This window comes from Candidatus Methanoperedens sp., from assembly GCA_027460535.1.
Taxonomy (GTDB): domain Archaea; phylum Halobacteriota; class Methanosarcinia; order Methanosarcinales; family Methanoperedenaceae; genus Methanoperedens.
In genome coordinates this window covers 106813-122691 of the sequence record JAPZAR010000007.1, presented here as the reverse complement: position 1 = coordinate 122691, position 15879 = coordinate 106813, and the positions used below count along the sequence as shown (strand labels likewise).

Below are 15879 nucleotides of genomic sequence, written 5' to 3'. Positions count from 1 at the left end.
CTGTCTTTTATCAGTCCCCGTATTTAAATACGGGGTACTTGGGTCTTTATCTTTTCGGCAACTCTTTTATGACCTCGTCAAGAGCTGCAATGAACACGTCTTTCTTAAGGTTGCCGAATGACATAAACGCATTCGGATGATAGTATTTATCCAGGGATATGACCTTGATGTCTGAGAAATTCTTAAGTGCCGATATCGCCTGCGATGCGTAATAATACGTAATTCCGAAAAACACCACTAGGTCGTATCCGCCTTTTCCATCCAGTCCGCGCCAATTCGGATCGCACAGGTATGATGCAAGCGCATGCAAGTTCGCATAATGGACATCCAGTCCCTTATCGCCGAGGGATTTGTAGGCATTCCCAATGGCAGCTATCTGTATTCCTGCATGTCCCATGTCCACAACTTTTGCGAGCACATCTTCCTCGTGGATCTGGGAGCCAACTATCAGCAGGGGCCGTTTCGCTCTTGCGAGCATTTTTCCCGATACTGCCGGCATAACAGCTTTTGCCATCTTCGGTCCCGGTATATTCCCCGTATCAAAAGGCACGGCCTGGCGCGTTGTATCGATAATCTTCTCAGGAGGCTTTTCCACCGATTTTATGGAGACTTCTTCAACAGGCTTCTCAACATGCTTTTCAATATGTTTTTCAGCATGCCCCTCAGCAGGTGCCTTGTGCCCTGATGGCTTTACGTGTGTCTTCGCGGTCATTTCTTAACCTCCTTGCAGAGGCGCGGGACATTGGTGGGCTGGAACGAGACATCCACTTTACGAAGTGGTCCTTCAGTAATTTTCTTTTTCTCCCAGTCGATCTTCCATCCTTTCTCCTCAAGCAGTTTCAGGAGCTGTTCTCTCTTAGCCACAGGAAGGTCAGCCTCATTTCGGACATAGATATGCCAGTCATCAGGCATCATTTTCAGGTACTTTTCACTGAGTTCGATATAATGTGTGAGCTTGATGGCTCTTCCCAGGCTGTTATCGCTTGGCCTGAAACAGAGTTTCGCAAGAAGGGGCATGAGCTCATCTTTAGTTTCAGCTGTTATCATCAGGTGCTCAGGTGCAGGTTCGACATTGACAACCGAGCCATCTCTCCCATCCAGTACATTCCAGTTGTCTTTCCTGTAAGGCTTGCCGATAAAAGCGCGCCTGTATTTTGTCCCGTGCGGTCCCACAACCACGGGAATGCCAAGCCTGTTGCAACCTGTTCCGATGGCAAATGCTTTCTGGGAGTACGCGCCCCAGGCTATTCCTACTGCTCCAACCCTGTTGAGCACATAATCCGCGATCTCTTCCCAGTTTCCTTTCGTCTTTCGCCCGGCGAATATTGACGCTACTTTTATAGTGGTGGCAGCTATATGGGCATTTGAGACGCACGAACCTGTGTTCAAGAGATTTCCTTTGATAAACCTTCCAGGGTAGCGCTCATAGAGGGTCTTACCTTCCTTATCCTTGTACATCCCAATGTCCATTGCAGAGCATCCTGAAGAAATTATTATATAACTGCGCTGGATCATTTCTTCAACAACATCGTAAACATCCTTCGTGCCGTCGGGGTAATTTCCGCATCCCACGAAGGCGAGCACTCCTGGTGTGGTGCCGAGCACAAGGTTCCTTCCCTCCTCGCGTATCTCAGGATCGCCTATCTGTCCTCTTCCGATCCTTACCTTGCCTTTTTCTTCTCTTATCACTCGCTGGGCCGCCTTCTCGATGACGTTCAGCACTGGTATGTCAACAGGGCAGCTGTAATCGCATCTTCCGCAGCCCACGCATTTGTCATGGAGCACTTCAAATGGTGAGAGGTCCCCATTAACTGCAGCTGTCATCGCTTCTGCAATTGGAAGGCTCTGCGGGCAATCCCGCGTGCACTGGAGACATTTGGTACATTTTGATACGAGTTTCCTGAATTCTTCGTCATCGGGAAGCGCTGTCAACCCTTTGGCTTTCCTGATCGGTCCTATCTTCATTGCAAGTTTAGGGACAAGTTCCCCGATTTTTTCAAAATCAAGAAGCAGTACACCTGCCTGTTTTCCACTCACCAGGTCATCTATGATGGCATCCACACTGTCATTTGACCTATCAGGTAGTCCGTATGTGATTTTTTCGTTAGTGGCAATTACAGGAATATGAAGTTTCTGTGCTTCCTTCAGTATATCGGCTCTAACGCACTGCTCATCGGTAACCAGTACATCGGGTATTCCCGACCTGATATATTTCAGTTCCTTGCTCATGGAACCAATTATTTTTGAAGCCCTGTTATAACGGGCCATGTCATGAGCAGTACAGCACAATCCCGCTATCTCAATTTTATCGAATTGTCCATTCCGGTCCATATAATCAAGGATGTATGCAGGTGCCGCAATATTATGTCCCACGCATATTACCACCGGTTTTTTAGGGTCAAGGATTCCCATTCCCACTTCTGCCAGAGATGTATTCTCATCAGATTTCGGAAGTCCCATACATGATATCTGGATTATATCCGCCACTTCCATTCCCAGAAGATCAAGCATTCCAGCGTGGAGCGCTTTGGATTCAAAATCACGTGCAGAGCCTTCCTGCCCTGTATTGGCAGCCGCTATGAGCTGCGTCAGCTGCTCCTCCACGTAATCAAGTACCGGAAGGAAATCGCCTATCGTCGTGGGCGCAAGCCCCATTATGGTTTCGGTGAGGGGGGCTTTCAGGTTGCTCGGTCCCACATCTATGGGGTGGTCTTCCCCGTATTTCTTGATCAGGTAATGCAAAAGATGGCGTCCGTGGGCTGTATGGCATGCCGCTCCCATTATACTCGTCATCAGGGCCTGTCTTGCTGACTGTCCTTCTAGGTCGATGCCGCATGCCCCCTCCTTGTTGCCAGTGAGGTCGCATTTTCCGTATGTGCAATAATCGCACATATCGCTCGTGGGAGTGTAAACAGGATTATATCTGTCAAGGATGCGGTAGTCCCAGTTCCTGAGGGCAATAATCTCTGGCCTCGGCGTAGGTCCTTCGGCAACCTGCTCCTGCCCTTCGCTAACCTTTCCAATATTTATCTGGACGTTCTCTAATTCTTCTATTACAAAACTTCCTTTTTTGACTATCATTTATTATCTCCGATGGTTGTGTGTGGTTTGCTGGACTTTCGTACCCTGCTACTTCTCATAATATTATGCTATAACGGTGCTGTTTGAAGTCTTCTTTCACTCCAGTGAGGGTTTAATCCTATTCGCATCAATGTATTTAACGTTTTTGTATTTATCATTATCGTCCATTATATTTTACAACCCAAAGACTTAAGTGAACGCACGCAGAAAATCAACCGGGTAGTTTTATGCAAAAAGCGATTATCGTTGCGGATATGTTACATGATTTCGTAACAGGAAAACTGGGGAGCGTTCGAGCCCGGAAAATCGTGCCAAACATCGCAAATTTATTGAAAAAGGCAAGACAACAGGGCATTCCAATTATATACCTGCGCGATTCCCACACCCCGACAGACAGAGAGATGAAAATCTGGGGAGAACATGCCATGAAAGGTACGGAAGGCTCAGAGATAATACCTGAACTCAGACCTGAAAAAAACGATATTGTGATCGAAAAGAGATGGTATGGCGGTTTTGCGAATACTGATTTACCGGATATCTTGAAAAAAATGGGAATAGATACTGTGATTTTTACGGGCGTGAGTACGGATATCTGCATCCAGAATGATGTTGCTTTAGCTTATTTTTCTGGATACAAAACGATCGTGCCCCCCGATTGTACTGCTTCGATAGATGAAGGTACCCATGAATATGCCCTTAAGTACATGAAAAAGATCTATGACACGGAGATTATAAGTTCGGATAAAGTGCTGTAGATAATGACTTAATGATTGCTGGAATAGACGAGGCTGGAAAAGGGCCGGTACTGGGTCCTATGTGTGTGGCAGGTGTTTTAATGGATGAGAACAAACTTGATGCACTTGCCAAGATAGGAGTGAGGGATTCAAAGCAATTGACACCTGAAAAGAGGGAGAATCTTGAAATCGAGATCAAAAAGCTCGCGCATAGATATTTTATACTTGAGGTCAGCCCAATACAGATAGATGAGCTTCGAAAAATAATGACCATGAATGAAATAATGGTCGCATGCTATGCCAGAATTCTTGATAACCTGAAACCCGATCATGCTTTTGTGGATGCTGCGGATGTAATTGCAGAACGTTTTGGCAAGAATATCAGAAAAAGATATTCCAGAACGATAGAAATCACCTCTGAACACAGGGCAGACGAAAAATACCCGATTGTTTCAGCAGCATCCATAATTGCAAAAGTGCAAAGGGACGCGTTGGTAAAACAAATAGAAAAAACAAGGGGTGTTGAGATAGGAAGCGGGTACCCGTCGGATCCGATAACAATTAAGTTCCTTGAAGAGTGGGTACAGGAACACGGTTCGCTTCCGGATTTTGCCCGAAGTTCATGGGAAACTTCAAAAAGAATAGTTGAGAAATTTGATAAGAATCAGAGAAAATTCTCTGATTTTTGATCCGGATTAGAAATACGGTCCCTGTCCCACCTTTACCACTTTGCTTAATTCAAGTAGTTTCCTTTTTTTCCTCTTTTGCCATCTCTGCATCCATCTTATAATCGTCATACCCCATCCAGGCAACGATCAATCCTATGAATACAAGGAAAAGTCCGATAGTTGCTTTCAACAAGCTAAGAAGCTCAACCCAATATCCAAGATATCCAGAGACTCCTGTATACCAGACAATACCCACGATCAACACAACTATTCCTATCAACATCTTTAATATATTATTCGCTGAGGACATTATATCACCCATGCTTAATTATTTTATTCTATATTAAGTTTTTTTATAGATTACAGGAAACCTTATTATCCCACTTATTAATAATACTATGATGAATGGAACGATTTTGCCGGTTACTATAAAAGGGGTATATTTGATAGAAAAACCCGGAGGACCCATACCACTTGTCCTTCTTGAGGATGACCTCAAAAATATAATGCCGATATACATCGGATTATCTGAAGCGATATCAATAAATGCTGCCATAAATCACGAAATACCGCCAAGACCGATGACACATGACCTCTTTATTTCGCTGCTTGATCGAACAAGCTCGAAGGTCGATGATATATTGATTGATGAATTGAATGAAGGGATTTACTATGCAAGGATGTCTGTTTCGATGGATGGAAAACAGTTTGAACTGGACGCAAGACCGAGTGACTGCATAGCCATAGCACTTCGCTGCGGAGCACCCATTCATGTGAGGGAAGGCATTCTTTCCGAAGCTATGATCAATAAAGAACAGATTGAAGGAATCCTGTCGCTGGACAATTATCTCTCTTGATCTGAAATATTAGTTTCACTCTGCTACCGCAAGTCAAATACAGCCTTGATAGAATTAACGACTATGTCTTTTCAAGAGAAGGGCATCTATACAGTCCATGAATTCACACTGGCAATAAAAAGCATCCTTACAGACGGTAAATTCAATGATGTCTGGCTGCGAGGAGAGGTATCGAATTTTAAGAATCACAGTTCAGGCCATCGCTATTTTACCCTGAAGGACAAAAATAGCTCATTGCAGTGCGTCATGTTCAAATGGCATGGTCAAAACCTGAGGTTCGAACCTCAGCATGGAATGAAGGTGATCGTCCTGGGGGATCTGGACGTATATGAACAGAAAGGTCAGTACCAGTTGAAAGCAAGAGCGATGCGGCCCGATGGTATCGGAGAGCTTTATAAAGCCTATGAAATGTTAAAGAACAAACTGGCGATGGAAGGGCTGTTCTCTCCTGAGCATAAAAAAACTCTGCCTAAATTCCCGAAAAAGATAGGTGTGGCGACATCCCCCACAGGTGCGGTCCTTCATGACATCCTGACCGTTGTAAATCGCCGGTACCCCTTGAACATATTATTTGTGCCTACGATCGTGCAGGGAGAATATGCTGCGCACAGCATCGTTAGATCGATTTCCATGCTGAACAGGACTGATGTGGACGTTATTGTATTGGGAAGGGGGGGTGGTTCGATAGAAGATCTCTGGGCCTTCAATGAGGAAATAGTGGCGAGGGCAATATTCAATTCAAGAATACCCATAATATCGGCCGTGGGGCATGAGACCGATTACACAATTGCCGATTTTGTGGCGGATGCGCGTGCCCCGACGCCATCTGCTGCTGCAGAGATCGTGGTTCCTGACCGGTTGGAGCTGTTCAACACGATTTTCAGACTGAATGAAAGGTTGATCAAATGCCAGAGAAACAATATTGGTGATAAGATATCCCATGTTCTGGAATTAACAAAAAGCGTCGATCCGCATGCATTCCTTGAATGCATTGCAGATCATGAGCAGTGTATCGATAAATTAACCCGGCAACAGATCATAGATATCAAGAGGATACTGGAAATTAAAAAATCCTTATTCAATGCCTATGCCGGTAAACTTGATGCGGTTAGTCCGCTCAATACACTCTCAAGGGGGTACAGCATAACATTGAGGCTCCCGGATAAGTCTCTGGTCAGGAGTATCGATGATGTGCAAAAAATGGACGAACTCCAGATTATCGTAAATGATGGAAAAATTAAATGCAATGTAGATGACAAAGAGGTATGCAAATGGAAATGAGTTTTGAAGAGAAACTTCTGGAACTTGAGAACATAGTGGAAAAACTTGAAAATGGCCAGCTTTCCCTTGATGAAAGCCTGTTGATCTTTGAGAATGGAATAAAGCTTGTCAAGGAATGCAATACATTGCTGACAAACGCCCGGCAGAAAGTCGAGAAATTAATAGAAGAAAACGATGAACTGGGGATAGAGCCATTAGAGTTACAGGGGGAAAGCACGCAGGAGAAATAATCATACCTGCTATCGGAACTTCTTTATTTACTTAAAATTCCAGTTATTTTTGCAAAACTATAAATAAGGTACAAAACATATAGTCCTTGGGTTGAAGCAATGGCAAAACCGGGTCGAGTCCCCACAGGCATTTATGGTCTTGATGATCTCATAGGAGGAGGTTTTCGAAAGAACACCATCAATATAATCCGGGGAGGCACAGGTGTTGGAAAAACAACCTTCGCTCTGCAATATTCCCTTTTCGGTCTTAATCGAGGTGAAAAGGTAATTTATGTTTCTTTTGAGATGTCACAGGAACAAATAATACGCGATTCCATCGATATGGGATGGGGGGAAATCGAGGATCATATCAAAAATGGGAATTTGAAGATTATTCATGTATTCGGAGAGGACCTCACCTTCCCTTCTCTTGACTTTACAGAAATGGTCCAGAATTCAATGGCCTGCGACAATATGAAAATTGTGGTAGATCCGCTGACCTACCCAACATTCTATTCAGAAAAGGAGAAAAGAAAATCCCTTAGTACCATTTTCCAGGAATTACGCAGGCTCGGAACCGCCGTGATCGTCCTTGAAGAACCCGTGGATGGAAATCACATACCCGAAGGTTCAGCAATGCCTCTGTATTTAGCCGATACGGTAATATACCTTCAAAACCTGGGTTTCGGCGAAATGTATGACAGGACATTGAGGATAATGAAACACAGGGGTTCCAAGCACGGCGACGGACTATATCCGTATTCTATAGAGACCGGGCTTGGTATTGTAATTCAGGCGTCGGAAAAACAGATATATCGAATAAAGCCGAAAAACAAATTCGATGCCGAATTTAAAGAGTTTATAAAAGAAACAAAATCCATGGGTAATTTAGGGAAAATCCTGTCATCAAGGATTGAAACTTTAAAGAAAAATTGGACGCGGGAAGAAGACCCATCACAGATCCTCAAACTTGTTATTAATGAAGAGAAGAAGGGGCATGGCAAAAGGACTTGAGGAGACCCTCGATGAGCTTTATGAAATCGAAGGGGTAGAGGCATGTATTCTCTACAGGATAGATGGAGTGCCAATAACTCTCAGGACCCCCGGATACAGAGAGCATCTTTTGGCGACCATGTTCTGGCTGGAGAAACATATCAGAGATGTGCTTGAAGAGATGAACCGGGAAGGATTGAAGGAGTCGATCTTTTATTTCAGGAAAAACAGGATCCTCATAGCTCCTTCCTCAAGATCAACCGTACTTGTGACAATTACGGAAGCAGAGGCAAATCAACAGCTCACTTCGCTTGAAACTCTTCGTGCCACAAAAATCATCGGGGAATGTGTGGCCTAATGTCTTCGAAAATATTCACTGCTCATTCCTGATCCTGGACTGCGTTTTAACTCAACAATATTTTCATGGACACTTTTCCAATAGTTTATGTGAACTATGATACTCTAGACCGCAGAAAGTATGTTCTCTAAGAAATCCCAAAACCTTCCACCTTTCCATGTGATGGAAGTCCTCGAACGAGCTCAGGAACTTGAATACGCAGGTAAGAACATAATACATCTTGAGATCGGCGAACCCGATTTCCCTACAGCACCACATATCTGCGAAGCTGCGATAGATGCACTGAAAGCCGGTGAAACAAAATATACACACAGCTTGGGCCTGCCGCAGTTGCGGGAAGCAGTAACGGATCATTACAACCAGAAGTTCGACCTCGATCTAAACCCCGGGCAGGTGATCATCACGTCAGGAACAAGCCCGGCACTGCTCCTGCTCTTCATGGGCCTTCTGGAGCAAGGCGATGAAGTTGTGATGTCCAACCCCTATTACGCCTGCTACCCCAACTTCGTGGAATATCTGGGGGGAAAACCAGTCTTCGCATATACGCATGAAGATAAAGGGTTTGACATGGAACCCGGGGCAGTAGCAAGCGAAATTTCCCGAAAAACGAAGGCTATTCTGATTAACTCACCATGCAATCCCACAGGTTGTGTGATGAATTCCGAAGTATTGCGAGGTATCTCTGAAATAGCAGGCGACATACCCATAATCTCGGATGAGATATACCAGGGCTTGATCTATGAAGGCAAAGACCACTCCATCCTTGAACATACCACCAACGCTTTTGTCCTGAACGGCTTCTCCAAGCTGTATGCCATGACAGGATGGCGCCTTGGATATATGATCGCCCCGCCTGAGTACATGAGGCCGCTCCAGAAGTTACAGCAGAACTTCTTCATCTGCGCCAACAGCTTCGTGCAGCATGCCGGTGTGGCTGCGCTTCTGGGTCCGCAGGAGCATGTTAAGGAGATGGTCGCCACGTACGATAACCGCAGGAAGTATATCTTAAAAAAGCTCATAGATATTGGCTTTGGCCTGAAAAGCGAGCCCAAAGGTGCCTATTATGTCCTTGCCAATGCAAGCGATTTTAATCCTGATTCCCTTGAGTTCAGCAGATGCATCCTTGAAGATGCGGGAGTGGCAGTGACCCCCGGGATCGACTTTGGGGATGGAGCCGAAGGATACATTCGGTTCTCGTACGCCAACAGCCTCGAAAATATCAGAGAAGGGCTGAACAGGATCGAGAATTATCTCAAATGAGACCGTATGTAAGATCTTTCGAAGATGGACATGTCACTTCGGGACGGTTCCAAGCACATTTATCATCTGGATAAATTCAGTGAACGCCTCTAACTCTCTGGCAAGGACTTCGTCCCTCGTCATTGAAATGCTCATTTCTCCATCCACGGTGAGCATATCCGGACCCCTGCGAACAATCCTATCGATTCCATCGCTTGTAAGTACTTTCTTGATCTCGGGATCATGGACGAAAGCCCTGCCCGGGAAGAAAACAGTTTCCTTTATTTGTTCGATATCCAGTGCTTTTATATCTTCGATAGTGATCAGGCAGCCAATATCTTTTTTCACGGGGATTACGTTTACCAGCCCGCCAAGCTTATCAAAAATTTCCCCAAGTAATGGCGCTGCGACTTCACCCGTTATCACAGTTGCTTCTTTCGTCACAGCCGGGAGCCTTGAAAGTGAAGCCTTGTCATTTCTTATAGCGAACGGTGAGCCGGTTTCTGGGTCATACAATGGCGTTCCTGTGACACGGAACGGGAATTTATTGTCAATGTCATCCACGATTGATTTGAACTCAGAAAGAGTATGGGGGACTACACCTTCGATTACCTGGGCGTTCCCGAGGATCAAGCCCTGCTCCGGTTCATTGGCAAAGCGCATCAATATGAGACCTTTGACCCCCATTACCCCAAGGTCAGAACAGGTTTTTAAAAGTACAGCGCCATCGTTCACTCCCGGAATAAGTACCGTAGCAGCATAAACATCGCATCCTCCTGCCAGGGTGCGAAGGGCTTCAAGCGAATCTTCGGCTGTTTTATCATTCATGTATTTTCGGCGAAGTTCCGGGTCGGTTGCGAAAACTGTAAAAGTTACCTCGGTAACACCATGATCTATGAAGAAAAGTGCATCTTCCTTACTAAGCCCTTTCCCGCTTGTATAACCAAGATGTATTGGTTTTTTAAACTGTGAGAGGAATTTCACTAGGGATTTAAGCTCCGGATAACAGCTCACATCTCCGCCACCGCTCACATTGAATTTTGATACGTTCTTATTAAAAAAAACTGCCTGGTTCACTTCCTGTGCAACCACGGCTAAAGGTTTAAAGCCCGAATAAATTTCTCTTACGCTTTTCGTGCAGTAGTTGCAACCTTTCTGGAATGGGGGACAGTGCTTGCATCCAAATGCAGGCAGGTCTTTAACCCCCTTGAAATAGCAGTACCTGCAGAAACCGCGGCAATCATGCCCCGGGCGACCTCCTATGTCCGCGAGTAATTCCATGCATGTACGAAATGTATGAGAGTCTAATAAATCTATTGCAAAAAAATGTGTGCTCGATAAAATCGATACTTTTATGTACTTGGATATGTATACAAATGGTCACAATGATACTAATGATTATGATACTAATCATAATTATTAGCAACATTCGAACTGAAACGGAAAATTGAACAAACAAAGAAAAACGTGGAGGTTGAATGTATGAAATATTCTATAGGTGACATCGTCAAATTTAAACTTGAATCGGGTGAAATTGAAAAGGGTGATGTTCAATTCATCGAAAAGAAACGCCGCGAAAGAATATTGTATATTAACGGTTTCAGCAGGTGGGCGTATAAAGTCCCCGAAAAAAGGATCATATCCAGGGTACGTGTAAAGAAGTGACTTCCAACCTTTTTGAATTTGGTAAAGAAGTACTCCGATCGGGAGCCTACAAGAAAGGCATATACTCCTATAACTCATATTTAGGAGGTGATGACTCAAAAAGTGGATGATATTCACGGCCACGATAGTGGTTTTACAAAGGCAATGGGGCGCTTAGAAGCTGTAGCGACTTCTCAAGGTTTTACTGGATACGATGGTAGGTTGCTTTGAAGATGCTCTTAACAACTGATCGTTATCTGGAAGAGCAGGGATTAACGGGAAAAAAATGCCTGTCTCTGAAAGAAATGGTTGGTTAAGTAGTTTAATACTATGCCAAATTGATTATTATTTTTTAATTTTTTAAAAAAAAGTTGGTGACAACAATTCCCGAAGGAAATACCTAAATCCCAAGCTTTAGAAGTAAATCTTTTGATTAAATTATAAAGCTATCTTTTAAACTTGGGTAGAACTGTGTCAAGTACCATAGTTTTGGAGGGGTAGACCATAATTTTGACATCGTATTCCTGGCCAAATGATAATCTCGCAGCAGGACTATCGCCACTAATGATATTAACGCCAGTATTGGTCACATTATAAGTGGCTCCAGGAAAATCTGTTACATATGCGGTTATTATCTGGTTTCCTTCCACAAAATCGCTGCCCGGACTCGAAGCGATATAGGCGGGTGGATGTCCGACAGGAACAATGGATATCTTCCAGTCCCCACCTGCTAGTCTATCTCCACCTCTGTGTACTATTTTCATGTCAGCGATTCCTATGGTACCGGGAATGTTTGCTACGGTTATACTCGCAGTAGGTACTTTTAATTCTGTGATACTAAATCCGAATGCAACTGTAGCAATCACGGTTGACAGTATTGCGATTACTGCCACAATAATGATTCTCATAAGAGTCGACGTTGCACTTTCATTTTTACTTAGCCTGTTAAATCTTCCGCTGTTCCAGGCTCTAATATTTCCATCCTTGATTTTTTCCATCATATTGCTTTGCCTCCAGAAATTATTATTCTTAAATCATCTATCGGGTACACAAAAGGATAGTTCAAGTTGTCACAAAAGTTATCAACATTAAATTGACGTTTGTGCATCAAGATTATTAAAATCTGAATGAAACTCATTTAAGCGATCAAGATAGTCAAATGCGAGAAATAAGTGAACGAGACGTTAATTTATGTATCACATCCAGATATCACCACCAAACCTACCCATTTATCCACACCTATATTGAATCATTTTTTCTTAAGATAGGAATCAGTACGTAATCAATGCTTTTCGAGAGATGAAAGAAAAGCTGATTTCTAATTACCCACAACAATGCTAAAGAGGTTTTCGTATATAACATAATAAGCAAGGATACGAAGTGGGGCAAATTCTTGACGTGCTCTGAAAAGCTCTTTATTATGAGAGATGCTTTGGGGTTTCACACAATCAGGCGTACAAAACGTCAATGGGCCTGTGGGCGCGTAATAATGAAAAAGGGTATTTTCCCCCATTTAGTATGAACATCTATGATAAAATGAACTACTGGATGAACTTTTTTAAAAAATTGTAATGCAAAAACGATGAATAGTTTTATATATAACAGAATCTTATTATCATAATAATAATCATGATTTTGACTGATGAAGGGCAAATTAGTGTTGACTTTCTAATGGGGATTAGTCTATTTCTTCTCACATTTGCGTTCGTAATACAGTTCATTCCGAGTCTTTTTATATCAGTGTCAGAAGAAGGAAGTCTAAACTCAGTTGCCTATCGAACAGCCAACATACTCTCAGAAGACCCTGGGTGGTGGGAAAATAGTACTCTAAACGGTACGGACTGGGAGATGCACACGGAAAATATAAGCAGAATAGGCCTGGCTGCGGATATAACACCCGGCACAAGGCAGACAGAGACACCAAGAATGCTGAATAAGACAAAAATACAGCATGCTTTAAGATTGAATGAAATCGTTCTCACAAGAAAACTTGGCTTATACGACAAAATAAGCGGCTCTCAAGTGGATTACGGCTACAACATAACCCTTCAACAAAGTGGCAATATTATGGTCATGAACGGTTCCGTTATATCTTTTGGAGAGGAACCCCCCGTATCACAGGACATAATCAAAATAACAAGACAGGTACTGGTGGAAACAGGCAATATAGCAAGCATCAGATTTGATGAATTAACTAATGAACCACCGATAGCGGATGACAACGCACTTATTAACATCAGTGGACCCCAGAGTGAGGATGTGATAATACAGATAATAGATTTTAATATAGCAGATCCTATTACTGCCAGTTTCAAAAGGGCAAAATTGAATGGCAGCGACCTCAACATAACCTCTGATTACATCGCGTACAAGAGAACAAATATCAGTGATTTTTTTACCTACTCAGATCCATTGAACCATACAGATACGTTACGCTTAATCTTCAACCACACCTTGTTTCCATTCAATACTACTTATCAGTTAGAGCTCAACTTCGCTCAAATGAGCTTCATTCGAACAGGGCCTCCATATATCGAATATACAGCCAAAGTCGAACCGCTATATGAGCCGGCGTCTCTCGTGCTGGAGGTGTGGAAATGAACGAGGAAGCTCAGATTCACACTATTGAAGGATTTTTTGCCGCATCTCTGATGGTTTTAACAGTAGCGCTTATAGCTAAAAGTTCAGTTATCGTCACTCCTCAAAGCGGGCTTGCCATGGATGTACAGCTTAAACAGATTGCAGCGGATACCCTGGCGATGCTTGACATGGCGCCAGGAACAGCCCTCCAGTTCAACTTGACAGAACTCGTGGCAGGGTGGAATATGACAGAAGCAACGCCGCAAAGCAACAGCCTCCTGGCACTCGACACTGAGATAGACAAACAGCTAAATGGTGTTATTTACAATATTGATTTTGCATACGCCGAAAACGGTACCCTTGCAGTAAAGCATGCTATAATACACGGTGCACCTGTTGAGAATTCCGTGGTTACCACCCGCCTTGTAACGCTATACAACTCTACGGTGATACAGGCTGGCGGTGCATGGAACGTATCATCAGATGATCTAAAAGTGGTAGAGGTGAGACTTATAGCATGGCGAGTGTAATTGATGATACTGATGGTCAATGGATAGCGCTTTCGGGTCTCGCAACATCCCTATCGCTGGTTCTGGTTGCAGTGCTTATCAACCAGGCTGCGGTAACAGACTACTACTCATCCTACGCGGCCCTTGAATTCCCCAAAGAAACGATAAGAGAGATCACAGCGCAAACACAAGAAAGTGCGAAAAGTCTTGCACAACTTGCATGGGAGCTTAACCATACAGGCAATGAGACTGTACTCTCCAACTTCACTGTGCTTCTCAGCAGTTACAATGCACAAGTGAGCATGATTTACGCCATCCACGGTGAAACAGTAGACATCACCTTATCAAAAGCCGTATTCAATTCCAACCACAATATCGACCTAATATGGTTGAACATAAGCTACAATGACGGTATTACACGTTACGCTTCAGAGCCTGAAATAATAGAGATGAAACAATGAAATCATTTACCAAAGGCGAAGATGCTGTTTCTATGACTTTGGCATACATCCTGTTTTCTGGAATATTCATGGTTTTTAGCGTAATAGTTCTTCTAAATGCGAATGATATATTGATAAAAGGTCCAAGCAACATTGTGGTGAAAGAACAATACAGGGGCATAGGCAATCTGATAAGTTCCACAATTACGGACATGTATCTGATAGCTCCAGAGAACGGATATATTGAAACAGAATATAAAATCCCGTCAGAGATCGGAAGAGAAACATACATAATTAACGCCGATTTGGCGGGAACAGACGAGATTATTGATGTCAACTCTACAACAACAGAGAAAAGTGTTAGTGTTACAATAAACGGTATTGCAAGTTCAATGCTTATAAACGGCACTGCATATAGCAGCAATTCAACTCACTGGATAAGCTATGATTCAAGAAGATGACAAAAAGGAAGCCGCCGTGGTTGAAACCATAGGATTCGTCTACATATTTGCAATAGTGATACTTTCCATGAGCCTGATATATGTAGCAGGCTACCCTATGCTTCAATCAAGTATGGATTCGAGTATATTCGAAAGTACAGAGCAGAGCTTCATACTCCTCCAAAGTGACATTAAAATGGTGGCGTTTGATCATATACCAGTGAAAAACCTGCAAATTCAACTCCAAGGAGCAGCCCTCTTGGCAACAGAGAATTCAAACATCACTATAGAGTATGCTGATGAAACTCTACACCTGGTTAGCGGAGAGATAGAGTACCAGAGAAATGATAAGTTTCTAACCTATGAAAATGGAGGCGTATGGAAACGATACCCTGATGGAAGTGTAATTGTTTCAAGTCCACGCATTTATACGAGCTCGATGAACGGAACCAATATAACCACCATAGGCGTTGTTTTGATACAAGGAGATTCAGTAGTAAGCGGCAATGGTATTGTCACCCTCAACTTGAGATACAACGAAAGCATTATTAATAAAACCTCAAGCTTGGTGAATGTAACGCTTAAAATCAACAGTACTTATGCATCAGAATGGAGAAGCTATCTTGAAAACATAGGTTTTACCACAACAAATTCCACAGACTCTAGCCTTATAGCAAGCCGAAACAACACCATGCTAGTCGTAGGACGGCACTTGGTAGACGTAGATATTACCTGATTAAAATAAACCTAGGTTTGGTTTGATATTATCAATATGATTATTTATGATAATGCTTATTATGAGCATGCAAAAGTATTTATGAGCACAAGGTAACAGTAAAAGAAGGA

19 protein-coding genes are annotated in these 15879 nt (G+C 43.2%); 14 read left to right on the top strand and 5 right to left on the bottom strand.

Features of this window, described 5'->3' with window-relative positions; genetic code table 11:
- Positions 1 to 46: 46 nt before the first annotated feature.
- Together cdhB and cdhA are read right to left on the bottom strand one after the other, a co-directional pair.
- Positions 47 to 712: a CO dehydrogenase/acetyl-CoA synthase complex subunit epsilon gene (cdhB, locus tag O8C65_02235; GenBank protein ID MCZ7355727.1), complete on the bottom strand. Its 666-nt coding sequence runs from the start codon at positions 710 to 712 to the stop codon at positions 47 to 49.
- Positions 709 to 3081, bottom strand: a complete 2373-nt coding sequence (cdhA, locus tag O8C65_02230) for a CO dehydrogenase/acetyl-CoA synthase complex subunit alpha (GenBank protein MCZ7355726.1) — start codon at positions 3079 to 3081, stop codon at positions 709 to 711. Before cdhA ends, cdhB begins: the two co-directional genes overlap by 4 nt.
- Positions 3082 to 3308: 227 nt before the next feature.
- On the opposite strand from cdhA, the gene O8C65_02225 reads away from it, so the two are divergent.
- Together O8C65_02225 and rnhB are read left to right on the top strand one after the other, a co-directional pair.
- A complete protein-coding gene (locus O8C65_02225) occupies positions 3309 to 3836 on the top strand; it encodes a cysteine hydrolase (GenBank protein MCZ7355725.1) in 528 nt (175 codons plus the stop codon).
- 11 nt (positions 3837 to 3847) lie between these two features.
- Positions 3848 to 4504 carry a ribonuclease HII gene (gene rnhB, locus O8C65_02220; GenBank protein ID MCZ7355724.1) on the top strand — a complete coding sequence of 219 codons (657 nt, stop codon included), beginning with the start codon at positions 3848 to 3850 and terminating at the stop codon, positions 4502 to 4504.
- A gap of 49 nt (positions 4505 to 4553) precedes the next feature.
- Here rnhB and O8C65_02215 read toward each other — a convergent pair whose 3' ends face one another.
- A complete protein-coding gene (locus O8C65_02215; protein MCZ7355723.1) occupies positions 4554 to 4793 on the bottom strand; it encodes a hypothetical protein in 240 nt (79 codons plus the stop codon).
- Between the two features lie 88 nt (positions 4794 to 4881).
- Here O8C65_02215 and O8C65_02210 point away from each other — a divergent pair, with 88 nt between their 5' ends.
- From O8C65_02210 to O8C65_02185, 6 genes are all read left to right on the top strand, one after another.
- Positions 4882 to 5340: a bifunctional nuclease family protein gene (locus O8C65_02210; protein MCZ7355722.1), complete on the top strand. Its 459-nt coding sequence runs from the start codon at positions 4882 to 4884 to the stop codon at positions 5338 to 5340.
- 63 nt (positions 5341 to 5403) lie between these two features.
- Positions 5404 to 6621: an exodeoxyribonuclease VII large subunit gene (gene xseA / locus O8C65_02205; protein MCZ7355721.1), complete on the top strand. Its 1218-nt coding sequence runs from the start codon at positions 5404 to 5406 to the stop codon at positions 6619 to 6621.
- Entirely contained in the window at positions 6612 to 6851 is a 240-nt protein-coding gene (gene xseB, locus O8C65_02200; GenBank protein MCZ7355720.1) for an exodeoxyribonuclease VII small subunit, read from the top strand. Before xseA ends, xseB begins: the two co-directional genes overlap by 10 nt.
- A gap of 99 nt (positions 6852 to 6950) precedes the next feature.
- Positions 6951 to 7844, top strand: a complete 894-nt coding sequence (locus tag O8C65_02195) for a hypothetical protein (GenBank protein ID MCZ7355719.1) — start codon at positions 6951 to 6953, stop codon at positions 7842 to 7844.
- Positions 7828 to 8181 carry a hypothetical protein gene (locus O8C65_02190; protein ID MCZ7355718.1) on the top strand — a complete coding sequence of 118 codons (354 nt, stop codon included), beginning with the start codon at positions 7828 to 7830 and terminating at the stop codon, positions 8179 to 8181. The genes O8C65_02195 and O8C65_02190 overlap by 17 nt, the downstream gene beginning before the upstream one ends.
- Positions 8182 to 8301: 120 nt before the next feature.
- Positions 8302 to 9441 (top strand): pyridoxal phosphate-dependent aminotransferase, encoded by a 1140-nt coding sequence (locus tag O8C65_02185; GenBank protein MCZ7355717.1) that lies wholly within the window; start codon positions 8302 to 8304, stop codon positions 9439 to 9441.
- 33 nt (positions 9442 to 9474) lie between these two features.
- Here the strand turns inward: O8C65_02185 and mmp10 are convergent, their stop codons facing one another.
- The gene (gene mmp10, locus O8C65_02180; GenBank protein ID MCZ7355716.1) at positions 9475 to 10701 is read right to left on the bottom strand and encodes a methyl coenzyme M reductase-arginine methyltransferase Mmp10; all 1227 of its coding nucleotides are present in this window, start codon (positions 10699 to 10701) and stop codon (positions 9475 to 9477) included.
- 201 nt (positions 10702 to 10902) lie between these two features.
- On the opposite strand from mmp10, the gene O8C65_02175 reads away from it, so the two are divergent.
- Complete coding sequence (locus tag O8C65_02175) at positions 10903 to 11085, top strand: hypothetical protein (GenBank protein ID MCZ7355715.1); 183 nt, start codon at positions 10903 to 10905, stop codon at positions 11083 to 11085.
- A 425-nt stretch (positions 11086 to 11510) separates the two neighbouring features.
- Here the strand turns inward: O8C65_02175 and O8C65_02170 are convergent, their stop codons facing one another.
- Complete coding sequence (locus O8C65_02170) at positions 11511 to 12065, bottom strand: type IV pilin (protein ID MCZ7355714.1); 555 nt, start codon at positions 12063 to 12065, stop codon at positions 11511 to 11513.
- Positions 12066 to 12693: 628 nt separating this feature from the next.
- On the opposite strand from O8C65_02170, the gene O8C65_02165 reads away from it, so the two are divergent.
- From O8C65_02165 to O8C65_02145, 5 genes are read left to right on the top strand one after another with little or no spacing between them, the layout of a single operon-like run.
- Complete coding sequence (locus O8C65_02165; GenBank protein ID MCZ7355713.1) at positions 12694 to 13665, top strand: hypothetical protein; 972 nt, start codon at positions 12694 to 12696, stop codon at positions 13663 to 13665.
- A 50-nt stretch (positions 13666 to 13715) separates the two neighbouring features.
- Positions 13716 to 14174: a hypothetical protein gene (locus O8C65_02160; protein ID MCZ7355712.1), complete on the top strand. Its 459-nt coding sequence runs from the start codon at positions 13716 to 13718 to the stop codon at positions 14172 to 14174.
- On the top strand, positions 14162 to 14614 hold the full coding sequence (locus tag O8C65_02155; protein ID MCZ7355711.1) for a hypothetical protein: 453 nt from the start codon (positions 14162 to 14164) through the stop codon (positions 14612 to 14614). Before O8C65_02160 ends, O8C65_02155 begins: the two co-directional genes overlap by 13 nt.
- Positions 14611 to 15054, top strand: coding sequence for a hypothetical protein (locus tag O8C65_02150; GenBank protein ID MCZ7355710.1), 444 nt, complete (start codon positions 14611 to 14613; stop codon positions 15052 to 15054). The genes O8C65_02155 and O8C65_02150 overlap by 4 nt, the downstream gene beginning before the upstream one ends.
- Positions 15038 to 15769 carry a hypothetical protein gene (locus O8C65_02145; GenBank protein MCZ7355709.1) on the top strand — a complete coding sequence of 244 codons (732 nt, stop codon included), beginning with the start codon at positions 15038 to 15040 and terminating at the stop codon, positions 15767 to 15769. Before O8C65_02150 ends, O8C65_02145 begins: the two co-directional genes overlap by 17 nt.
- Positions 15770 to 15879 lie beyond the last annotated feature (110 nt).